Origin of the sequence: Clostridium sp. KLE 1755, assembly GCF_000466465.2 — a bacterium.
In the GTDB taxonomy this organism is placed as follows: domain Bacteria; phylum Bacillota; class Clostridia; order Lachnospirales; family Lachnospiraceae; genus Eisenbergiella; species Eisenbergiella porci.
Window position 1 is genome coordinate 30,687 of record NZ_KE992738.1, and the last position, 23,356, is coordinate 54,042.

17 protein-coding genes and 1 riboswitch are annotated in these 23,356 nt (G+C 48.9%); of the genes, 13 read left to right on the plus strand and 4 right to left on the minus strand.

Going from position 1 to position 23,356, the window contains the following annotated elements; all coding sequences use genetic code 11:
* Window positions 1-3: 3 nt before the first annotated feature.
* The gene (locus tag HMPREF1548_RS19330) at window positions 4-1,434 is read right to left on the minus strand and encodes a glycosyltransferase family protein (RefSeq protein ID WP_021638169.1); all 1,431 of its coding nucleotides are present in this window, start codon (window positions 1,432-1,434) and stop codon (window positions 4-6) included.
* Between the two features lie 167 nt (window positions 1,435-1,601).
* Window positions 1,602-1,680, plus strand: a riboswitch (ZMP/ZTP riboswitch).
* 125 nt (window positions 1,681-1,805) lie between these two features.
* Here HMPREF1548_RS19330 and HMPREF1548_RS19335 point away from each other — a divergent pair.
* Both HMPREF1548_RS19335 and HMPREF1548_RS19340 read left to right on the plus strand, forming a co-directional pair.
* Window positions 1,806-2,519, plus strand: a complete 714-nt coding sequence (locus tag HMPREF1548_RS19335) for an IMP cyclohydrolase (RefSeq protein ID WP_025488787.1) — start codon at window positions 1,806-1,808, stop codon at window positions 2,517-2,519.
* 15 nt (window positions 2,520-2,534) lie between these two features.
* Complete coding sequence (locus tag HMPREF1548_RS19340; RefSeq protein ID WP_021638171.1) at window positions 2,535-3,713, plus strand: phosphoribosylaminoimidazolecarboxamide formyltransferase; 1,179 nt, start codon at window positions 2,535-2,537, stop codon at window positions 3,711-3,713.
* 153 nt (window positions 3,714-3,866) lie between these two features.
* On the opposite strand, the gene HMPREF1548_RS19345 is transcribed toward HMPREF1548_RS19340, so the two are convergent.
* From HMPREF1548_RS19345 to HMPREF1548_RS19355, 3 genes are all read right to left on the minus strand, one after another.
* Window positions 3,867-4,688, minus strand: coding sequence for an Rpn family recombination-promoting nuclease/putative transposase (locus HMPREF1548_RS19345; RefSeq protein WP_021638172.1), 822 nt, complete (start codon window positions 4,686-4,688; stop codon window positions 3,867-3,869).
* Window positions 4,689-4,996: 308 nt separating this feature from the next.
* A complete protein-coding gene (locus HMPREF1548_RS19350) occupies window positions 4,997-5,569 on the minus strand; it encodes a hypothetical protein (RefSeq protein ID WP_147332344.1) in 573 nt (190 codons plus the stop codon).
* A 128-nt stretch (window positions 5,570-5,697) separates the two neighbouring features.
* Window positions 5,698-6,702 carry a DUF975 family protein gene (locus HMPREF1548_RS19355; RefSeq protein WP_021638175.1) on the minus strand — a complete coding sequence of 335 codons (1,005 nt, stop codon included), beginning with the start codon at window positions 6,700-6,702 and terminating at the stop codon, window positions 5,698-5,700.
* 501 nt (window positions 6,703-7,203) lie between these two features.
* Here HMPREF1548_RS19355 and HMPREF1548_RS19360 point away from each other — a divergent pair.
* The 11 genes from HMPREF1548_RS19360 to HMPREF1548_RS19415 all read left to right on the plus strand — a co-directional run bounded on the left by HMPREF1548_RS19360 (window position 7,204) and on the right by HMPREF1548_RS19415 (window position 23,095).
* Complete coding sequence (locus HMPREF1548_RS19360) at window positions 7,204-8,886, plus strand: glutamine--tRNA ligase/YqeY domain fusion protein (RefSeq protein ID WP_502690640.1); 1,683 nt, start codon at window positions 7,204-7,206, stop codon at window positions 8,884-8,886.
* A 74-nt stretch (window positions 8,887-8,960) separates the two neighbouring features.
* On the plus strand, window positions 8,961-10,376 hold the full coding sequence (gene pdxR / locus HMPREF1548_RS19365; RefSeq protein ID WP_021638179.1) for a MocR-like pyridoxine biosynthesis transcription factor PdxR: 1,416 nt from the start codon (window positions 8,961-8,963) through the stop codon (window positions 10,374-10,376).
* A gap of 24 nt (window positions 10,377-10,400) precedes the next feature.
* Window positions 10,401-11,813 carry an aldehyde dehydrogenase gene (locus HMPREF1548_RS19370; protein ID WP_276946249.1) on the plus strand — a complete coding sequence of 471 codons (1,413 nt, stop codon included), beginning with the start codon at window positions 10,401-10,403 and terminating at the stop codon, window positions 11,811-11,813.
* A gap of 94 nt (window positions 11,814-11,907) precedes the next feature.
* On the plus strand, window positions 11,908-12,285 hold the full coding sequence (locus HMPREF1548_RS19375; protein ID WP_025488793.1) for a DUF3783 domain-containing protein: 378 nt from the start codon (window positions 11,908-11,910) through the stop codon (window positions 12,283-12,285).
* 148 nt (window positions 12,286-12,433) lie between these two features.
* Window positions 12,434-14,209, plus strand: coding sequence for a sensor histidine kinase (locus HMPREF1548_RS19380; protein ID WP_021638182.1), 1,776 nt, complete (start codon window positions 12,434-12,436; stop codon window positions 14,207-14,209).
* Complete coding sequence (locus tag HMPREF1548_RS19385) at window positions 14,187-15,809, plus strand: response regulator transcription factor (protein ID WP_021638183.1); 1,623 nt, start codon at window positions 14,187-14,189, stop codon at window positions 15,807-15,809. The genes HMPREF1548_RS19380 and HMPREF1548_RS19385 overlap by 23 nt, the downstream gene beginning before the upstream one ends.
* 277 nt (window positions 15,810-16,086) lie before the next feature.
* On the plus strand, window positions 16,087-17,016 hold the full coding sequence (locus HMPREF1548_RS19390; protein ID WP_025488796.1) for an ABC transporter permease: 930 nt from the start codon (window positions 16,087-16,089) through the stop codon (window positions 17,014-17,016).
* A 15-nt stretch (window positions 17,017-17,031) separates the two neighbouring features.
* Window positions 17,032-17,928: a carbohydrate ABC transporter permease gene (locus HMPREF1548_RS19395; protein ID WP_021638186.1), complete on the plus strand. Its 897-nt coding sequence runs from the start codon at window positions 17,032-17,034 to the stop codon at window positions 17,926-17,928.
* 163 nt (window positions 17,929-18,091) lie between these two features.
* Complete coding sequence (locus tag HMPREF1548_RS19400) at window positions 18,092-19,639, plus strand: ABC transporter substrate-binding protein (protein ID WP_021638187.1); 1,548 nt, start codon at window positions 18,092-18,094, stop codon at window positions 19,637-19,639.
* A gap of 127 nt (window positions 19,640-19,766) precedes the next feature.
* Window positions 19,767-21,251, plus strand: a complete 1,485-nt coding sequence (locus tag HMPREF1548_RS19405) for a sulfatase (protein WP_021638189.1) — start codon at window positions 19,767-19,769, stop codon at window positions 21,249-21,251.
* Between the two features lie 860 nt (window positions 21,252-22,111).
* Entirely contained in the window at window positions 22,112-23,095 is a 984-nt protein-coding gene (locus HMPREF1548_RS19415) for a LacI family DNA-binding transcriptional regulator (protein ID WP_021638192.1), read from the plus strand.
* Window positions 23,096-23,356: the final 261 nt, after the last annotated feature.

Below are 23,356 nucleotides of genomic sequence, written 5' to 3' on the forward strand. Positions count from 1 at the left end.
CGGTCAGCCTGCGAGGTAGTGAGGGACTACGACGCGCAGGACGGAGTAGAGGAGGGAGGCTGCGGTAAAGAAGATGATGCAGGCGGTGAGGATGGCAGGGAGTTTTTCGGCAAGGGTGCGCAGCTTAAGCCTGTCTGCCAGCTCCTGGAGGAGGAAGGCAAGCTTGCGGATGCCCAGGGTTACGAAAAACATGAAGGCGGGAAGCATGGGCATGAGGTATCTTCCCTGGGGCTGGAAATCCCAGGTGTAGGAGTAGTAAATGCAGAGGAATATGGGGATAATGCAGGCGAGGAGCATACAGCCGTTGAAGAACCAGCGGCGTTTCTGTTCCTGCCAGGTAAGGTAAAACGAGTGGCCGATGGGAAGCATACATGAGATCAGGCCCAGGATGAAAATGCGGTAGTAGGTTTCATAAATGTAGTAGTGAGTAGGCAGGTTCATGGGACCAAACATGGCCACAAAGCTTCTGACCAACAGGGTAAAATAGTCGGTTCCGAATATCATGGTGAAGACGCCGATGCCCTGATTTTGGTAAGTCTGGCGCAGCGCCGGGTGGAATTCAGGAGTGCAGGAGGCCGCCACGCAGAGATTTCTGGCCTCCATGCCGAGAAAATCGCCATGATAGAGAATTGCATTGCGGATAAACCACCAGCCGGCTCCCACGAGGAAAACAGCGGTGATAAACAGGCCCGCCTGCAGCAAAGGCCTCCATTCCAGATGGTAGCTGTCTACGGGAGAAGCGGTTCCGTCGGAGGTGATGGTCCGGGCGGATACCTTGCTGATAAAGCAGCTGATAAATAAAACCACGGTAACAAGAACGGCGCCGTAGGCGTTGTAGTAGGAAAGCGCGCACAGTATGACTCCTACGGCAGTCTGGATGCAGGTGGAACGTGTAAAGCCGTTTTTCATTCCCTCCAGCACAGCGGCGAACATAAGGATAACGGAGAACAGGGCGCAGGAATCCGTGTTGATATAGGTATGCAGAAAAATGCTCTGGGGGAGAAAAACCACCAGGCAGGAAAACAGCCACTGCGTCATTTTTTCAGGAAAGAGCAGCCTGGACAGGCGGCGGGTAAAAAAGGCCGCGGCCATGCCGAAAGCTACGTTTATCAAACGGGCTGTAACAAGCAGCACGTCAAAGCGTTCCGTAAATACACGGACAGCGCGCAGCAGGTATCCATCCAATATGTAGGTAAGCATTGGCTGAAAGGCATATGAACCGCCGTAGCCCGGAATGAGCACCGCCGGATCATCGCCTTTGGGGAGCCTGCCATTCTCATAGATGAAACGGACAACCCGGAAGCGGTTGATTTCATCCGGCCCTTCCCCGAAGGGCTGGATAAAGGCAAAGATCAGCATACAGATCAGCGCAAGTGAAAAAAAGAGAAATTCATGAAAAAGTTCATTGGTATAGAAACGGCGCATTTTTGTCATAGAGTGCTCCTGTAATCTTCTTATAATCGATGTATGGTTATTGCCGGAACTGTCCGGTTAAAATCATTATAATCGAAATCGGCCTTAATTTCCACAAAAATACTTGTCACGGGAAAAAGGATGGGATATACTGTCGATATAGGGCGTTTTCGCCCGATTAAATTTAAGGTAGTACGTACGACTGGCGGATTGGTGGAGCACCACAGGGAGTATGTATGAAGAAAGCCGGCCGCCTGGGTACCCTTATAGGAGTAACCAGGCGGTTTTTTATTTCCGTGTGAGGCTATGGAAATAAAAACCGTCCGACAGGCCTGGGCCGGCGGAAAGAATTCTGTAAAAAGCAGCCGTAAAGCGGCGGAATGGAGGAAGCGATGAATTTATTGTCTCTGGAAGAAGAACTGAGGAGCAACGCCTATCCCGGAAGAGGTATTGTTCTGGGAAGGACGCCTGACGGCAGAAAAGCGGTAGCGGCTTATTTTATTATGGGCAGAAGCTCCAACAGCAGAAACCGTATTTTTGCAGAGGACGGAGAGGGGATACGTACCCAGGCATTTGACCCTTCCAAGCTGGAGGATCCCAGCCTGATCATTTATGCGCCTGTCCGCGTGCTGGGGAATAAGACGATTGTGACCAACGGGGATCAGACAGATACGATTTATGAAGGCATGGATAAGCAGATGACCTTTGAGCAGTCCTTAAGAAGCAGGGAATTCGAACCGGACGGCCCCAATTATACCCCCCGTATTTCAGGCATTATGCATATCGGAGAAGGCAATTATAATTTTGCCATGTCCATTTTAAAGAGTGATGACGGATGTGCTGACAGCTGCAACCGTTTCACCTATGCTTACGAGAATCCTGCGCCGGGGAAGGGACGTTTCATCCATACTTATATGCATGACGGCAATCCGCTTCCCAGCTTCGAAGGCGAGCCAAAGCTTGTGGAAATCAAAGGGGATATCGATGAATTTACGGATATGCTCTGGAACAGCCTGAATGAAGAAAACAAGGTTTCCCTTTTTGTCCGCTATATTGATATCGAAAACGGAAGCTATGAAACAAGAATCGTGAATAAGAATAAATAACAGGAGAATGATGAGATGAACGAAATTCAGTTAAAATATGGCTGCAACCCGAACCAGAAGCCTTCCCGCATTTATATGGAGGATGGAAGCGAGCTTCCGGTCACTGTCCTTAATGGAAAACCCGGTTATATTAATTTCCTGGATGCCCTGAACGGCTGGCAGCTGGTAAAGGAATTAAAGGAGGCCACCGGGCTTCCCGCTGCAACCTCTTTCAAGCATGTGTCTCCGGCAGGCGCGGCAGTAGGCCTTCCTCTTTCCGAGACTCTGGCCAGGATTTACTGGGTTGATGATCTGGGTGAGCTTTCTCCGTTGGCCTGTGCTTATGCCAGGGCAAGAGGAGCGGACAGGATGTCTTCCTTCGGTGATTTTATTTCCCTTTCCGATGTATGTGATGCGGATACGGCGAAGCTTATCAAAAGAGAGGTTTCCGACGGCGTTATCGCTCCCGGTTATACGGATGAGGCGCTTGAAATCCTGAAGCAGAAGAAAAAAGGAAATTATAATGTGATTTCGATCGATCCTTCCTACCAGCCGGCTGCATTGGAAAGAAAGCAGGTATATGGGATTACCTTCGAACAGGGAAGAAACGAACTGAATATCAATGAGGAGCTGCTTTCCCATATTGTGACCGAAAACAAAGAAATTCCTGCGGAAGCGCTGATCGATATGAAGATTGCGCTCATTACTCTGAAATATACCCAGTCCAATTCCGTATGCTACGTAAAAGACGGACAGGCTATCGGCATCGGCGCAGGCCAGCAGTCCAGAATCCACTGCACCCGCCTGGCAGGGAACAAGGCTGATAACTGGTTCCTCCGTCAGTCTCCCCAGGTGCTTTCCCTGCAGTTTGCAGACGGCCTGGGACGCGCGGACAGGGATAATGCCATTGACGTTTATATGAGCGATGATTATATGGATGTACTGGCAGACGGCATCTGGGAAAAGACCTTTAAGGTAAAGCCTCCCGTATTTACCAGGGAAGAAAGAAAGGAATGGCTGGAGAAGCTGGAAAATGTAACACTGGGCTCCGATGCCTTCTTCCCCTTCTTTGATAACATCGACCGCGCGCGCAGAAGCGGCGTAAAATATATCGTTCAGCCCGGCGGTTCCGTTCGTGACGATGCGGTAATCGATGCCTGCAACAGATATGGCATGGCTATGGTATTTACAGGAATCAGGCTGTTCCATCATTGATAAAATAAAGCCGTACAGGAGGCTGTGCGGTTGTATAGCTGTGCGGCTATAGTTAGTGGTAATAGTTGGTTTCTGAACTGTTATGGTAAAAGAGGTGTTCTCCCGGCGGGCAGCCGGAAGAACACCTCTTTTTGCCATTTTTTACAGCAGGAATTATGCGTCCAGAATTCTGCGCACCTGTTCAGGAGAGATGTCGCAGAGTTCGGAAATTTCCGATTCGCTGCGGCCCTCCGCGGAAAGCTTCAGGACTTTTTTTGTAAGCTGAATTCCTTTTTCAAGGCCTTCCTCCAGTACCTGCAATTTTTCTTCCCATGCCTGCATATACTTCACTCCCATCTCTTCGCTGGATTTGAGCATGCGGATGTGTTCATGAATTCTGAGGATTTTCTCACTGTTTGAATTCAGAGCGGAAATGTCGTCCGTTTTCTCCGCATATTCCAGGAACTGTGCCAGCTCCTCGCCGGCTTCCTCCCTGTTGGTTCCTTTGGTGTTAAGGAAAATCCGCGTTGCGCCGTCAGGAAGAATACAGGAAGTATTCTCGTCGCATCTGGCGCGGAAGGTATAGCGGTATTTTCCCAGTCCGAAAACATCGTAGGGCGTTATGATGATAATGAAGGAATCATTCAGTAAATTGAAATGTACGGAACCGGGTTCCAGCAGCGAGGAATCCAGTAGACCCTGGTAGTAACGGCTTCTTTTGGGCAAGTCAGGCCTGGGCTGCTTCTGAGCTTCCGTATTGTAGATGAATCCTTCTTCGTCCATGGAAAAGACATCCATGCGGATGGAACGCAGAAGCGGGCTTGTACGCAGTTCCTTTTCCGTTTCGGCCCTGGTCAGGAGGGCGATATCCTTTCCTAATATAATTTCAAGAATGAGCTGGTGTATCTGTTCATTTTCCATAACTTCATCGAAAAGAAACCGATCCAGCAGCGTCAGTTCGCTGAGCGGAACCATTTTGCTTTTTTTGTCTGTCATTTGTTATCTCCTTTATTTTATCACAGGTATGGGAAACATAGCAATATATAAACGAAAATCAGATAAATCAGTACAAAGGCATCCCTCCCTTTCCAATAAAATAAATGAGTGAGAACTGTCGGCAGAACTGCCGGAATAAAAATAGAATTATAGACGAAAAAATAATAACACGGGCAGCGAAAAAAAACAAGAGACAGTAAAATAAAAATTTCATAAATAAAGTTAGATAAAAAAGGCCTTCGGGACACAGCAGTTCAGTTTATCTGAACTGGTGGTTTCCGGGGCCTTTATATTGGTTGCTTTTAATTTTATTTCGTTTCAGTTACTAGGGGAGGTTCCTCCTGACGGATGAGTTCAGCGGGAATATAGGAAATAGCCAGCTGTTCCTCCTTAGACAGGCTGTAGTAGTTATCCAGCCATGTGAGGGTATCCGGTGACAATTCCTCCTTGCTGAAATATTGTCCCTGATATTCTGTCCATCCCGGCGTCAGGAAAAGAATGTAGATTCCATCGATTTCCACAGCCATTGCATGTTCGGCTGCGGAAACGTAGTCCGCGCCGACGCTGCCGAAATTGGCCTGTCCGTTTTCGGAGGGCTCCTGGTTTGGCGCTGTGACGGAAGTGATATTGCCGTCTGCAGTACCGCAGGTTAATATGGCTTTTCTGCCGGTGGAGACAAAAAGCTTATCCCGGGCATACAGCATGTTGGGCAGCTGCTGGTCTGTTTCGGATTCCACAGGGCTTTCCCAAGAGAAGGAGGCCTCCGTTGATTCAGCAGCAGAAACGGCAGGCTCCGTCTGTTCTAAAGGCTTTCCGGAACAGGCGGCAAAAAGCATACCGATGCACAGGGAGATCATTGCGTGATATAATTTATGTTTCAAACTTGCCTCCTTTCAGTAAAAAGCAGTGAATTGTGGATTATTTAAGTAATCCGGAACCGGATTGTGGAAAAAAACTAATAAAGAAAAGGAATCCCCATGACGGCGGATTCCTTTTAAGCAGCTGTTTATCAGACAGGCTGATTTGTATCAGTACCGACTTCCGCATTATAATCCTGCGGAGTACTGTTTTGCTGGTAATTAGGGTCAAAACCCTGCGGGTTACCATTCTGCTGGTAATTGGGGTCAAAGCCCTGCGGATTGGCATTCTGCTGATAGTTAGGATTAAAACCCTGCGGGTTGGCATTCTGCTGGTAATTAGGATCATAGCCCTGCTGATAAGGATTGCCGAAGCCCTGCTGGCCATATCCCTGCTGGTAGCCGCCCTGACCCTGCTGATAACCGTTTTGCTGGAATCCGCCCTGCTGGTAAGCTCCATAATTGGGGCCATAGCCGTTTTGCTGATAGCTTCCGCCGTATTTCAGGCTGTTGTAGAAGCCCGCGTTGGTAATTCCGACATAAGGAGTGACGTAGATTCCGGCGATTCCACAGGTGACGCCTGCCAGAAGATACCAGAGGATAAAGGACAGATCCAATACGAATTTATCCATTTTATGTCCGTACATCATGGCCTTGCTTTCGTTGATGCAGTCCATGATTCCCTTTTCAGGATTTTCCGCAAGTATGTAAAAGGCCTGGGAATAGCGGTAATAGGCGATGATGCCGGGGAACCAGAAGAGCAGGGACCAGAGCATTACAAAAATGCCCATTACGATGGTCAGTCCCCAGATTTTCAGGCAGTAGCGGGCATAGGCAAATAAATCATTAATGCCTGCAGGCTGCCGGTTCACCACGCGAAGCGTATAGGCGGTGTAGCCCATCTGTATAAAGCCGATAACCAGGGTCGCGGCCAGAGACAGCAGCAGGGAAGGAACGAGCATTCCCAGGGAAATAGCGGCTGCGGCATCCGGGTCCGTTACCAGGACCGTAAACAGCGAGGAAAAGCCGGACATCATGGAAACCACAAAGTTGACTGCTGTAAGGATTACCAGATATACCAGAGTTACAAGGACAGGATGAGGATTGGCCTGCTGCATGGCAGCTTTGGCATCCATTTTGAGTTGTACACGATCCATTTTTAGTTCCTCCTCAAAAGATATGTATTTTGATTTTCAAAATATGAAATCATTATAGCACTGTGCCGGAGGATGCGCTACAGAGGATATGAAAATTTTACAATAATTAAGTTATTAACTGCGAAACGGAAAAGAATATACGTTGAACAATACTATGGTAATATTTCCGGAAACCCGCTCTCTGGCCCGGATGCTGAAGTGTTACTGGAAACCTGATAAAAACGGGGCTTTCCCGTATTTTTTCTTTGCGTATTCCGAATACTTGTGATAAGATAATTTTTAACAGCTATTCAGCAGGTCTGCGCATCGGCTGCGCAGATCATGAAAAAGTGCAGCGCCGGAAGGTAAAAATCCGCCTCTGTAGGCGATGGGACATGGATTTTTACATTTTTACCCGCCGCTGAGATAATGCAGTTACAGATTATAATAAAGTATGGTTCAAGGAGGGAGTACCCGCCGGAAAGACAGGCAGCGCAGGCTTACAGGAGCTGTGAAGGCCGTATGGGCGGGAAAAAGAGCATGAGCAGTGAGATAAGCAAGAATTTTATTGAGCAGATGATTGACAAGGACCTGGCAGAGGGTGTCTATGATACGGTGCATACCCGTTTCCCGCCGGAGCCCAATGGCTACCTGCATATCGGACATGCCAAGAGCATCCTTTTAAACTCCGGTCTGGCAAAGGAATACGGCGGAAAATTCAATCTCCGTTTTGATGATACGAATCCCACCAAGGAAAAGCAGGAATTCGTGGAATCTATTAAGGAAGATGTGAAGTGGCTGGGCGCAGACTGGGAGGACAGGCTTTTCTTTGCCTCCAATTATTTTGACCAGATGTATGAGGCTGCTGTTAAGCTGATCAAAAAGGGAAAGGCTTATGTATCCGATCTTTCCGCAGAGCAGATCAGGGAATACAGAGGTACGCTGACAGAGCCCGGCAAGGAGGATCCTGCCAGCGCAAGAAGCGTGGAAGAAAATCTTACGCTGTTTGAAGATATGAAAAACGGCAGGTATGCCGACGGGGAAAAGGTGCTGCGCGCCAGAATCGACATGACCTCCCCGAATATGAACATGCGTGATCCGGTAATTTACCGTGTGGCGCATATGAGCCACCATAATACGGGAGATAAATGGTGCATTTATCCCATGTATGATTTTGCCCATCCCATTGAGGACGCGATTGAAGGGATTACGCATTCCATTTGTACGCTGGAATTTGAGGATCACAGGCTGTTGTATGACTGGGTTGTGAGGGAACTGGAATATCCGCAGCCCCCCAGGCAGATCGAATTTGCAAAAATGTACCTTACCAACGTGGTAACGGGAAAACGTTATATCAAGAGGCTGGTAGAGGAAGGCATCGTGGACGGCTGGGATGATCCCAGGCTTGTTTCCGTGGCTGCCCTTAGAAGAAGAGGCTTCACGCCGGAGTCCATCCAGATGTTTGTGGATCTTTGTGGTGTATCCAAGAGCAACTCCTCCGTGGATTACGCTATGCTGGAGTACTGCATCAGGGAGGATTTGAAGCTGAAGAAGCCCAGAGTCATGGCGGTTCTGGATCCTGTTAAGCTGGTGATTGACAATTATCCGGAAGGACAGATTGAGATGCTGGAGGCTCCCAACAACCTGGAAAATGAGGAACTGGGAAGCCGTGAGATTCCTTTCGGGAGAGAGCTGTATATCGAAAGAGACGATTTTATGGAAGAACCGCCAAAGAAGTATTTCCGTCTGTTCCCCGGCAATGAGGTGCGCCTGATGAACGCATATTTTGTGACCTGCACGGGCTTTGAAAAGGACGAAGACGGCAATGTGACGGTGGTGCACTGTACCTACGATCCGGAAACCAAATCCGGCAGCGGCTTCAATGCCCGTAAGGTGAAGGGAACCATTCACTGGGTATGCGCAGATAAGGCCTTCAAGGCTGAGGTGAGGCTGTATGAGAATATCATTGATGAGGAGAAGGGCGTTTATAATGAAGACGGCAGCCTGAATTTGAATCCCAATTCTCTGATCGTGAAGGAATGCTATCTGGAGCCTTCCCTGAAGGAGGCGGCTCCTTATGAGAGCTTCCAGTTTGTAAGGCAGGGCTTTTTCTGTGCGGACTATAAGGATTCCAAACCGGGCGCGCCGGTGTTCAACCGTATCGTATCCCTGAAGAGCTCTTTCAAGCTGCCCAAACAGGGCTAAGCCGGGAAGGCGCTTTCCAATTACTGGGTGATGCAGTATCACAGGAGGACCTGTGATATGCAGCAGGTAAAAATATGAATGATTTGGCAATACAGCTGACGGAGGACGGCAGCAGACATCTGTATGAACAGATTTACGAATACATCAGAGATGAAATTAAGGAGGGGAAGCTTCTTGCAGGAGAGAAGCTTCCCTCCACGCGTTCCCTGGCGGAATATCTGCAGGTGGCGCGCAGCACGGTGGAGCTTGCCTATGGGCAGCTGCTATCGGAGGGGTATATAGAAGCCTCCGCTTACCGGGGCTATTATGTGTGCCGGGTGGAGGAGCTTTACCAGATGATGTCGGAGCTTTCCCGGGAGAAGGGGGATGGCGCTGACAAACCCGACCTGCAGCAAAAGCAGCAGAAGGCTTTTGATTACGATTTTTCTCCCAACGCCATTGACATGAGCGCCTTTCCCTTCGGAACATGGAGGAAAATAACAAAAGAGATTCTAAGCGGTGACAGGAAGGAACTGTTTGCGCTGGGAGAACCGAGGGGGGACAAGGATTTCCGCCTGACTATCTGCCGTTATCTTCATTCCTCAAGAGGGGTGAATGCATCCCCGGAGCAGATTATCGTGGGTGCGGGAAACGATTATCTTCTGCTTCTTCTGCAATACATTCTGGGCAGGGATATCTGTGTGGCCTTTGAAAATCCCTCCTACCGGAGAGCCTATCGTATTTTCTCGTCCTTTGCATCCGGGGTGGTGACTGTCCCTGTGGATGAAAACGGGATTTCCGTGAAGCAGCTGGCGCTTTCCGGAGCAAATGTAGCCTACTGTATGCCCTCCCATCAATATCCCACCGGCGTGGTGATGCCTATCGGCAGGCGGATGGAGCTTTTGAAATGGGCTGCGGGGGCGTCGGACAGGTATCTGATTGAGGATGATTACGACAGTGAATTCCGTTACCGGGGCAAGCCGGTGCCGTCCCTGCAGGCTTCGGATACGGCGGGAAAGGTGATTTATATCGGTACATTTTCCAAGTCCATAGCGCCGGCGATCCGCGTAAGCTTTATGGTGCTGCCGCCTGCGCTGCTGAAGCGGTATGAAAAGGAGTGCGGCTTTTTTTCCTCCACGGTGTCCCGGATCGATCAGACCATACTGAACGAATTTATACGAAGCGGCGCGTTCGAACGTCATTTGAACAAAATGCGTAAGCTGTATAAGGAAAAGCATGATATCCTCCTGGAGGAGCTGAAGCCTTTGCTGAAAAAATACCGTCTGTCCGGGGAATATGCGGGTCTGCATGTGCTGCTCACCTCCAGGGAGCATGTGGAGGAGGAAGCACTTTTACGGCGGGCGGAAGAGAAAAGAGTCAGGCTTTACGGGCTGCATGAAGCGTCGCTGGGCCCCGCCCTGGAGCAGGAGGCTACGTTATTAATCGGTTATGCCGGATTGGGGAAAGAAGAGATCAGGGAAGGGATTGGCAGGCTTAGGGAAGTGCTGTAGGAACGGGAAACACAGTTGACGGAACTGTTACGGGAGCCGGGCGCAGTTGCTGAAAGGAGCAAGGGTATGGAAATAGAAGAACTGGTGCAAAGACAAAGGGATTTTTTCCGGACAGGGCGTACGAAGGACGTGGCCTTCCGCATAGCAGCCCTGCAGAAGCTGGAGAATTCCATCGTGAAATACGAAAAGGAAATCAATGAGGCGCTGTATGCGGATCTGCACAAATCCGCCTTTGAGGGCTACATGACGGAAGTGGGGTTATCCCTGAGCGAGCTTCGTTTTCTCATAAAGAACACTGCCGTGTGGAGCAAAACCAGACGGGTGCGCACGCCGCTGGCGCAGTTTCATGCCAAAAGCTATGTGGTGCAGGAGCCTTACGGCGCGGCGCTTGTCATGTCTCCCTGGAATTATCCCTTTATGCTGTCCCTGGAGCCTGCGGCGGGAGCCATTGCGGCAGGTAACTGCTGTATTATTAAGCCCTCGGCCTATGCGCCGGCAACCTCTGCCATTCTCAAAAGGATTATCAGCGAGACCTTCCAGGAGGATTATGTGGCGGTGGTGGAGGGCGGCAGGCAGGAAAACGCCCGGCTCCTGGAACAGAAGTTTGACTATATTTTCTTTACCGGAAGCGTGGCGGTGGGACGCCTGGTGATGGAAAAGGCCGCAGCCCACCTGACTCCTGTCACGCTGGAGCTGGGAGGAAAAAGCCCCTGTATTGTGGATCGGGATGCAAAGCTTTCCCTGGCGGCAAAAAGGATTGTGTTCGGCAAGTTTTTAAACAGCGGACAGACCTGCGTAGCCCCGGATTACTGTTTTGTCCATGAATCGGTGAAGGAGGAGTTCATCGGTTATCTGGTGAAATGGATTGATAAAATGATCGGGAAACAGCCCTTCAGCAACCCTGATTATCCCAAAATGATCAATGAAAAGCATTATGATCGGGTATTGGGTCTTGTGCAGGGCGAGAAGATTGTCACCGGTGGCTGCGGAAAACGGGAAACTTTACAGATCGCGCCTACGGTTTTAAAGGATGTAAGCCCGGATGCGCCGGTGATGCAGGAGGAAATTTTCGGGCCTGTGCTGCCGGTAATGACGTTCCGGGATATCAGCGAGGTGGAGCGGTTCGTGACGGACAGGCCCAAACCGCTTGCGCTGTACCTGTTTACAAACAGCAGGGAGACGGCAGATCGGATTACGGGCAGTCTTTCCTTCGGCGGCGGCTGCATCAACGATACCATCATCCATCTTGCCACTTCCCGTATGGGCTTCGGCGGCGTGGGGGCGAGCGGCATGGGCTCCTATCATGGAAAAAAGAGCTTCGAAACCTTCAGCCATGCAAAGTCCGTTGTGAATAAATCCACCTGGATGGATTTGCCTATCCGCTATATGCCATATACGAAAACGAAGGATAAGCTGATGCGGAAATTTTTAAAATAAGCTGACGGTGCGGCAGCTGTGACGGGACAAAACGCTGCAGCTTCAGCCGCCGCAGCCAAGGAAGCGCGTGCCCGGCACGCAGATGGGAGCGAATATGGAGAAAATGGTCCTGCTGTATCATTTTGAAGGAATCCGGCTGGCACAGGCGCATAAAGCCCTGGAAAAGCTGCCGTTTCGGATTCGTGAAGTAAAAAAGGAAGAATACGGATATCCGTTGGGCTATCTTGCCGGACTACCGGGAATCCTTCCGCTGGGAAAAGTATATGAAGGCCCCCAGCTGGAGCAGGAAATGGTGGTTTTTGCGGGATTCATCGGAGACGATATCGATAAGGCACTGGACGCCTTCCGTCAGAACGGACTGGCTGGGGTAGGCCTGAAGGCTGTCCTTACGGAAACCAATCAGGTCTGGAGTTCCCTGCAGCTGTTCGAAGAACTGAAAAAGGAACATGCCCAGATGCATGGGAAGCGCTGAGCATTTGAATGAGATCGGAGTTTCCTCCAATATATGGAAGCCTTTATATAACAGCAGCCTGCCGGGCTGCTGTTATATTGTACGCCGGTATTTTTAAACGAACAACGAATTATCAGAAAGGCCATTACCGGAAGGAATTGATTACACCATGAAAAAAGAAAAGATATCCCGGGCTGCAGCGGGCAAAACTTCACTGAGCAGAATGATTTTCCGTATGGCAGCCGTTCTTATGGGCATTGTGGCGGTGGGAATTATTGTCAGCGCGTTTTTGTCAGGCTATATCAGAAAACAGGCGGAGGAATCCATCCGGTCAACGACGGAATTTTATGCGGCACAGATGGACGCCTCCTTCAGAGATATCAATGATTATTTGGGGGAACTTGTCTTTCAGGACAAAGATGTGGCGATGACCCGTTACACCTCGGATAAGCTGCTGTTTATCCAGGCGGTGCAGAAAATCAATGAAAAGCTGGAATTTTACCGCACCAAGCTGGGAGGGGACTTCCAGTTCTTCATTTATTACCCAGAGCTGGATTACTTTGCCTCCTCGGAGCGCGGTGAAATGGAAATTAAAGAATTTGCCGCGCTGAAGGAAAATATGGCTCAATATATCAGGACGGATTACGAAGCAGGCGGGCTGAATGCCAGAAAGAAATGGTGGCTTGCCGGCATTGACGGAAAACAGTATGCGCTCAATTATATCTTTTTTGACGAATGGTATGCCTGCTGTTTTATTGATGCGCAGAAGCTGGCGGATTCTGCCAACGTGATCCATCTGGGAAAGGATTCCTTCGTGACGCTGGTGACGGAGGATGGCCGTCCCAGCGGCTGCCTGGACAGGCTTAAGGAGAGTGGTTTTTATAATCCGGATACCGGGAAAAGCCGTCTGGATGAAAATGTTTTCGGCATGAAATATACCATGATCCATCAGCCGCTGGATTATGCCGGCTTCGGAATCAGTGTTGTGGTCCAGAACAACAGAAGCATGGTAAATGTGGTGATTTTCCAGCTGATCATCATTTTGTTTATTCTGGCGGGGATCTGTATTGCAGCCCTTCTTCTCTACCGGGTAAAAAAACGTATGATAGAGCCTATGAAGTACTTCAGCGACAACCTGACCAAAATCAGGGAGGACAGTCAGGATGTCTATTTCGATAATGTGGATATTGCAGAACTGGCGGAGGCAAATGAACTGTTCCAAAGCATCTGCGGGCAAATGAAGGAATTGAAAATACAGATGTATGAACAACAGCTGGCCCAGCAGAAGCTGCAGCTTGATTATATGCATCTGCAGATACAGCCTCATTTTTATATTAACTGCATGAGTCTCATTTATAATATGGCGGCGATGGGAGAGGACGATACCATACAGCAGCTTTCAGCTTGTGTATCCGACTACTTCCGCTATATCTTCCGTTCCGATTCCAACATGGTCTGCCTCACGGAGGAGATGAAGCATGTAGGCAACTACCTGGAAATCTGCCGTATTCGTTACAAGGACCGCCTGACCTTCCATCTGGAAAAAGGGGAGGGGCTGGAGGATATTAAGATTCCGCCTCTTCTCCTGCATACCTTTGTGGAAAACTCCGTTAAATACGCAGCCGGCAGTGGAAAAACCATACAGATCCTGGCAGCGGCGGCCAGGAAAAAGCAGCAGGGCGAAGAATTTGTGGAAATAAAAATTGAAGATAATGGCATTGGTTTTTCAGACAATGTTCTGGAAAGTCTCCGGCAGGACAAGGATATTGTAACCGAGAAAGGAACCCGCATCGGCATCCGGAACTGTATACAGAGGCTGTCCCGCATCTATGGCTCCAGTGCCCGTGTCCTTTTTGAAAACAGGGAAGAGGGCGGCGCGCGCGTGCTTATTACCATTGTGCTTAAAGGAGAAGAAAACAGCAATGAATATACTTCTGGTAGATGATGATTATTATATTGTAGAGGCTGTTAAAACAATGATTGACTGGGAAAAAACAGGCATAGACGGCATCTACACGGCGCTGGATGCCTCCTCTGCAAGACAGATTATGGAAAATATCCCCATACAGATCATACTCTGCGATATTGAAATGGGAAAGGAATCCGGGCTTGATCTGGTGGAATGGGCAAGGGGGCAGGGAAATGCGGCAAAGGTCATTTTCCTCACAAGCTATGCAGATTTTACCTATGCACAGAAGGCGGTTACCCTTCAGAGCTTTGACTATCTTCTGAAGCCTGTCTCGTTTCCCAGGCTGGAAAGCCTTCTTACCAGGGCAGCGGAAGAAATTTCCCGGGAAGAGGCCTATCATGCCGGCCTGGAAAAATGGCTCACCTCCCGGGAGGTCAGAAAAGAAAGCTTTTGGAAAAAACTGCTTCTGGAGGAGGCGGATGAAAAATCCATTACACGCTGGTCGGAAATATTCGGTATAAAATACGAAGAGACAGAACGTTTTCTCTATATCTGTATCTCCGTATATGACTACGAGACCATTTACGAAAAGCTGGAGCGGGGGATGTTCGATTTCCTTATGGGAAACATTACCCAGGAGCTTTTTTCCCGGGAGGGCTATGAGGTACAGGCGCTTTTCCGCACCGATACCGAGGATGCGTCCCAATGGAACATGGTTCTTTCCCACCCGGAATCCGGTGCCTGGGAAGACAGCCGTGGAATCCTGCAAAGGCTGGGAGAAGAGTATATCGGGCAGATAGAACGCGTCATGCACAGCAAGGTAAGCTGCTATATCGGCGGCGAAAAAAATCTGGCCGGAATTACGTTAGAAGCCCGCGCCGTCATCCATATGCAGGAGGACGATGTCCTTGGCATACAAAAGGTTAAATTTCTCGCGGACTACGAGGAAAAAGAGATACCTTATGTGGAGCCTGCGTTCCGTGCCTGGGAGGAGCTTCTTCTTCAGGGTGAAACCGACAGACTGCTTACGGAAATCAGCCTGTATGAAAAAAGTCTGGGCATCAGCGGAGACTGTAATGCTAACACGCTGAAGCTTTTCCTGGGGGATTTCCAGCAAATGCTTTACTCCGCCCTCCATAAAAAGAATATTTCCCTGAACCGTCTTATGAAGGAACCTGAGTTCGCCGACTACCGCGACGCCCTCCGTTCCCTCCACCACTGCAGGAAATACACGGAAAGCGCTGTCCGTAAGGTATCCCAGTATATCCGGTTCATCAACCAGGAAAAAACCGTGGTGGACACGATAAAGGACTACATTGAGGAACACCTTGACGAAGACCTGACCCGGGAAGACTTCGCCGCCCTGGTATTCCTCAATGCCGATTACCTGGCTAAACTTTTCAAGCAGGAAACCGGATTTTCCATCGGCAGCTATCTGACCGAACGAAAAATGGCCAAGGCCAGACAACTGCTGGCATCCACAGCCAGGCCCGTCAACCAGATTGCCATGGAGGCAGGCTATACCAATTTTTCCTACTTTACCAAACTCTTCCGGAAAAATACCGGAATGACTCCGAATGAGTACCGGAAAAGCCACAGAACTGCCCCGTCCAACGGAACCGAGGCAAGTCCATAACGGATTCATTTACAATAACCTCAGGAGCCGTGCAGTTCTATATACATTTCTCTGCTATCACAAAGCCTGGCCCCGAAGCAATCATGGAAACTCCGGCGGCAGGCTTTTCTTTTACCATCCCCATGTCTGGATTTTGCCATTTTTGTCCGGGATAGTGTTAGAAACACATTTCCTCCAGATGTATAGTAAGAATACACCTGATGGCAGACAACCCGGGAGGCCGCAGGTGGAATATGAAGCAGACAACGTTTCAGAAATGAAACTTGGGAGGTTTGTGATGCAGACTAAGGTTATAAAAAGAAAAGGGAGATGGAAGAAATTCCTGCCGGTCTATCTGATGATGCTGCCGGGCCTGCTGTATCTGTTCATCAACAACTATATGCCCATGGCAGGGCTTGTGGTAGCGTTCAAGCAGGTAAATTTTTCCACGGGCATTTGGAAAAGCCCGTGGGTGGGGCTGAAGAATTTTGAATTCCTCTTCACCACGGACGAAGCGGCGGTAATTACAAGAAATACGATCCTTTACAATCTGGCCTTTATTGTAATCGGTATTGTTCTGGGGATTTTTCTGGCAATCCTGATTACGGAGGTGGCGGACAAAACACTGAAAAAGCTGTATCAGAGCGCTATCCTGGTACCTTTTCTGATGTCGATTGTCATTGTCAGCTATATTGTATATGCTTTTCTTGGAGCGGAACACGGGCTGGTGAATAACTCCATTCTGCCACTGCTTGGAAAAGAGCCGGTGAGCTGGTACACACAGCCGAAATACTGGCCCTTCATTCTTGTGTTTGTTCATACGTGGAAAGGGATTGGCTATGGCTGCCTGATATATATTTCCACCATCAACGGCATTGACAAGTCGCTGTACGAGGCCGCAAGCCTGGACGGCGCAGGGCTTTGGAAGAAGATTCGTCATGTGACGCTGCCCTGCCTGAAGGGAACGGTGATCACACTGACACTGCTGAATATCGGAAAGATTTTTTATGCGGATTTCGGCCTTTTTTACCAGGTGCCCATGAATTCAGGACAGCTCTACGATACGACGAATGTCATCGACACCTACGTCTACCGGGCGCTGCTTCAGCTTGGCAATTCCGGCATGGCAGCAGCTGCGGGCTTTTATCAGTCGGTGGTTGGCTTTATCCTTGTAATGATATCCAATCTGATTGTGAGGAAGACGAGCGCAGAAAATGCGCTGTTCTAAGGAGGAACAGATAAAATGACACGACACAACCGCAAATTTCAGATATTTGCCAATAGCATACTTCTTCTGATGACAGCCTGCGTTATACTGCCCTTTCTTCTTCTGTTCATGTCATCCATTACGGAGGAAAATACGCTGATTCAGAATGGCTATGCCTTTCTGCCGGAAAAGTTCAGCCTTTCGGCTTATGCCTACATCTGGAATCAAAAAGGGCAGATTTTCAGGGCTTACGGTATTACCATACTAGTTACGGCTATCGGTACCTTTATCAACATCATGCTCTCTTCCCTGCTGGCCTATGGTTTGTCTTTGAAGGAGCTGCCGGGGAAAACGGCGCTGACATTTTACGTATTTTTCACTATGCTTTTTAACGGCGGCCTGGTTCCCACCTACCTGATGTATACGGGAACCTTTCATATCAAAAATACACTGTTTGCGCTGATAGTACCTAATTTTTTAATGAGTGCCATGAATGTTCTGCTTATCAGGACCTTTTACCAGACAAGCATACCGGAAGCGTTGTATGAAGCTGCCAAGATTGATGGGGCGGGACATATGAAAATTTTTTCTTCCATCGTGGTGCCGCTGGGGAAGCCAATCATGGTGACCATGGGCTTATTTTCGGCATTGAGCTACTGGAATGACTGGACGAACGGTCTGTACTATCTGTCGGGGGATAAGGGTTATGCGCTTTACAGCATCCAAAACCTGCTTAACGAAATGATATCAAAGATAGAATTTCTGTCTTCCAATTCGGTGGCAGGTTCCGTCAGCGCGGATCTTTCCCAGCTGCCTTCCACTTCGGTTCGGATGGCTATTGCCTTCGTGGCGATGCTGCCGATGCTTGTTATCTATCCTTTCCTGCAGAAGTATTTCCAGAAGGGGATTGCGCTGGGGGCCGTAAAGGGCTAAGTATGCCCGGAAAAGAGATTCCCGCCGTTTGTATGCCACTGTCGTGTCGGAGTGGTGGCTAAAATAGTCCGCACACGGTATTACAGTAAGAAATTCTGTCTGTATCAGCAGGCAGATAAATTAAAATGAAGAATATTACAGATAAGAAAAAGGAGACTGGGAAATGAAAAAGAAAAAATTTATCAAAAAAGCAATGGCTGTCCTGCTTTCGGCGGCTATGGTGCTCTCAGCGGCAGGCTGCGGCGGAAAAACGGCTGACAACGGCACCGCCTCACAGACAGCAGGTACGGAAAACCCGGAAAGTGCAGCGGCGCAGGGGAGCGGGGCAGATGCTTTGGAGCCATACACTATTACCTGGGCCTATATCGGGGCCACCTATCAGGATACAGATCTGGTGGAAGCGGAAATGAACAAAATCCTGCAGCCGAAATTCAATTGCACAATTGATATCATCGGATTTTCCTGGGGAGAGTACACGCAGAAGCTGAATCTGATGCTTTCCGGGGATGAGCCGTTAGACATGGTCCCTGTTATTTATGGCAATGGTGCCAGCTATTTGAATAACGGCCAGATCATTGATATGAAGGATTTGATTGATAAGTATGGTAAGAACATGAAAGAGGTGCTTGGAGAGGATACACTCAATGTCTGCAATGTGGGCGGCAGAATTTATGGCGTTCCCGTATTCAAGGAGTATTCCGTGGATGCTGCGGTTATGATGAGGAAGGATATGCTGGAGGAAGCCGGTTTTACCGTGGATGATATCCATTCCATCGACGATCTGGGTCCAGTTTATGAAAAGGTAAAGGCGGCGCATCCGGAAATGGTTATGCTGGCGGGCAGAAAAGGGGAAACGCCTGCTGTGGCGTCTATATGGTGTGACAATCTTTCCGACGGCTTCGGTGTGATTATGCCGGAGGATAAAGACGGCAAGGTGGTAAATTATTATGAAACAGAGCAGTTTAAGCACAATGCACAGGTCATCTATGAGTATGCGCAGAAGGGCTACATTTCCAAGGACTGTGCAACCATGAATGATGGTAAGAAGCCGCAGGTGAAAGCGGGAACCGCATTTTCCTATTTTACGCCCACCAAGCCCGGTGTGGATTTGCAGGACTCCCTGGATACCGGCTATGAAATGGTTTACGCACCTCTTACCGATACATTCCGCGCTACCTCTCAGATGGCCTGGATTGGATGGGGCATCGGTAAAAACTGTAAATACCCCGAACGCGTTATGCAGGTTTTGGATTATATGTATTCCAGCCCTGAGCTGATGAATCTGTTCAACTGGGGAATCGAAGGAAAGCATTATGTATTTGCTGACAAGGAAAAAGGCATTATTACCTATCCGGAAGGCGTCAATGTACAGAATAAAACCTATGGCCTTAATATGGGGTATGAAATGCCAAACCAGACCATTGCCTATGTGTGGGAGGGAAACGATCCTTCTATCTGGGATGAATATAGAGAGTTCAATTCTGCCGAACCGCTGATTTCCACAGGCTTTATCTTTGACAATTCCAAGGTGCTGACGGAGATTTCTGCGCTCACCAATGTGAGAGACAAATATATCGATGCCATTGGTTCAGGTGCTGTTGATCCCGAAACCGCCATTCCTGAAATGAACGAAGCTTTGAAGAAGGCTGGTCTTGACAAGGTAATTCAGGAAAAACAGGCACAGCTGGATGCATTTATTGCTTCCAAATAAATAAAAAAACCGGCCTTTCCGGTCAGTCCTTCAGATTAGCTTTGGAGGTATTTCCGGAAGGGCCATTAAGGTAAGCCTGCTGCAGCTTTTTTGAAAATGCAGCAGCGGGCGGAAGGGAAGACAGAATATGAAAGCAATTCTGATTATGATGGATACCTGCTGCAGGCATATGCTGAGACTGTACCGACCGGAAGCAAAGGCCTCAACGCCCAATATAGACAGACTGGCGGAAAGAAGCCTGGTTTTTGATAATCATTTTATTGCCTCGGCGCCCTGTATGCCGGCCAGGCGGGATATTCTCACTGGCAGAGTGAACTTCCTGGAGAGGGGATGGGGACCGGTGGAGCCTTACGATGTGACACTTCCGCGTATTCTGCGGGAAAACGGAATTTTTACCCATATAGTTACGGATCACAGCCATTACATGGAGATTGGCGGGGAAGGATACCTCCAGCAGTATCAGACCTGGGATTTCCAGAGGGGGCAGGAGACTGATGTATGGGTTTCCAGCATCCGCGATCCCGGCAGTCCGGAGCCTCATCTTGGTACGGTGTTCCGCCAGTATCAGTGTAACCGCACCCGTTTTCATACCGATGCAGACCGGCCGACGCCAAGAACCTTTGCCTCGGCTGTGGACTGGTTGCAGCAGAATGAAGGCGAAGATAATTTTTTCCTGACTGTGGAGGCTTTTGATCCCCATGAGCCTTTTGACGCATCGGAGGAATTCCGGGCTATGTATCCCGATGACTTTGATGGTTTTTACGAATGGCCGCGCTATAGCGCACTGAATGATCAGGAAACGCCGGAAGCGGTGGAACACCTGAGAAACCAGTACTGCGCTACGCTTTCCATGGCGGATAAATGGCTGGGCAAGCTGCTGGATGAGATTGACAGGCAGGGTATGTGGGAGGATACCTGTATTATTTTTACCTCAGATCACGGACATATGCTGGGAGAACATGGAGTGACTGGTAAAAACAGATATCATGCATGGGATGAGATGTGCAGAATACCGCTTCTGGTCCATATGCCTGGGGATTTCAGGGCGGGAGAACACATTGGAGCTCTTACCCAGAATACTGATCTGTTTCCCACCCTTCTGGAATGCTTTGGCGTGGATGCGCAGATATACCGCACTCCTATCCATGGTAAATCGTGGATGCCTCTGATAAAAGGGGAAGCGGAAAAAATCAGGGATTACGCAATTTATGGCTGGTTCGGCCAGCCTGTGAATATTACAGACGGAAGATATACCTATTTCCGGACAGCAGGGAAAGGAAATGCACCCCTGAATGCCTACATGGCTTCGCTTACCACCTATGAACGCTACCTTGGCTGCGATACGCCCCAGGTTGTTACTTGCGGGAGGTATTTGAAGCAGTGTCCTATTCCGGTTTACCGGCTGCAGCTGGTTCAGGAGCATGAGGAGCCGCCTTATCTGGATCTGGGTATCAGCCGCCTGTATGATACCCTGGAGGATCCAGGGCAGCTTGCGCCGATAGAAAATGAAGCCCTGGAGGAGCGGCTATGCAGGGAACTGGCTAAACAGATGGAAGCCCATGATGCGCCGACAGAGCAATATGAGCGGCTGGACCTGCAAAAATACAGATAAATTTTATGTAAATAAGGAATGTCAACCGCTTGTCATAAGAAACTGTCGGAGAAAAATCGGACAAATTCGGCGCTGATTCCAGAAAGAAACATGACAAAGTGCGGAAAACGGCACAAGTGGTGAAAAAAAGAGGGTTAAAAAATTAACAAAAACTGAATCTGAAAAAGGAAACACTTGTGGAAAACAACGATTCTTATGACAACCGATTGACATAGAAAAAAAACCATGTTATTATCTAAGCACAGTAAGACATACCCCAATAAAAACACCGCTGTCTCCCCAGAACAGCTCCATAGAACACTTTTTCCCCCTCCCTTTTCTTTGTGTTTGGACAGTTGTTTGACGGCGGTGAACCCCCCCTTTTTTATAAATAAATTGTCTTGCTGTAAACAGCCCCCTCCCGATATCTTTCAACCCGGAAGATATCGTTACCATAGAAATAAGGGGCGCTCCAAAGGATTCCCCCCGGAGGAACGTCCCTAACCCCCCCCTTCTTTTTCATAATCCGGATGGGCCAGCGATGACCCATACGGTTTTTTTTGTTATAGAAAACTATGTGAGGAAAAAGTGTGGTTTTTGGGAGATGCAGCCTGGGATTTGCGTTGCGGCAGCCTTTTATGGCAACGGTCTGCATTTGGAACAGAAGATTGCGCCTTTCCTTCTTTATGATATAATAATGCTGAGACGACATTATAACTGTAAGGAAGTGCTTCAGGAGCGCTGAAATCCATCGCCAAAGGTGATTTAGAATGGATTTTAGCAGTAACTGTGAGGGATACTGAACAATTACGTATAATAAATAAAAATTCAGGTAAAGGATTGAAAAAGCGGCATTTGAAAGCGGCTGACCGGAGGAGAGTATGGCAACACTGAAGGATGTGGCGAAGGAAACCGGGCTGACTGTAAGCACGGTTTCCAGAGTATTGAATAATCGCGGCTATATCAGCGCAGATGCGAGGGAAAGGGTTTATGAAGCGATGAAGAGGCTGAATTATCAGCCCAATGAGCTTGCAAGATCCCTTTCCAAACAGACGACAAATACAATCGGTGTGATTGTGCCTCACATTGATCATCCTTATTTTGCCAGACTTCTGAGCAGTCTGGAAACGGCGGCTTACAAAAGCGGCTATAAGCTTCTTCTTTTTAATTCCGGAGAGCGGGACGAAAAAGAGGACAGATACCTGGAAATGTGTAAGGGCAGCCGTGTGGCAGGAATTATTCTGTGCAGCGGCAGGGTGGAAACGCAGTGTTTTGAAGGACTGGGCGTGCCGCTGGTTACGGTGGAACGGTTTCTTGAAAGCGGGACGGCTGCGGTGGAATGTGATAACCGCCAGGGTGGCCGTCTGGCGGCTAAACACCTTTTAGAGCGCGGTTGCAGGAAAGTGGTATATCTGGGCGGAGAAAATGAGGAAAATATGCCCGCTGATGACAGAGCGCTGGGCTTCATGGAGGTTTGTCTGCGCGAGGGCCTGGAGTTTCTGGATCCGGGACGGGAAAAGGATGCCGGGTTATATGCTTCCCTGGATTATCACAGCTATATAGAAAAGATACTGGAGGCTCATCCGGAGATTGACGGTATTTTTGCAAGCAGCGACGTTATTGCCGCTCAGGTCATACAGATCTGCGGCAAAAAGGGGATCCGTATTCCGGAGCAGGTGAAGGTGGTGGGCTTTGACGACTGCGGCCTCGCTTCCATGACCACACCGAGCATTACCACGATCCGGCAGCCTGTGGACGAAATGGCACAGCTTGCGGTGGAGATGCTTATCCGGGCAAACCGTAATGAACTGGTGCCAAGCCGTACAACCCTTCCGGTTACTCTGATACGCAGGGAGACTACCTGATACATTGCCGGACTGATGTATGGCAAAGATGTATGGCAAAAATTCATGATGTAATCTGTTGCGGACTGTTATATGATAATATGATATAGCCGGTTATACTTTCGTGCCTGTTTTTACAGGAAGCAGTATAAGCCGGCGTATTTTTTATCGGGTAAAAATCTGTCACATCTGTGTCTGTTTCACTTGTATGTAAAGTTCACTTTTTTTCCACAATTGATTTCAAAAGTAAAAAAATTACTGCCGGATACTTATTTTATCCGG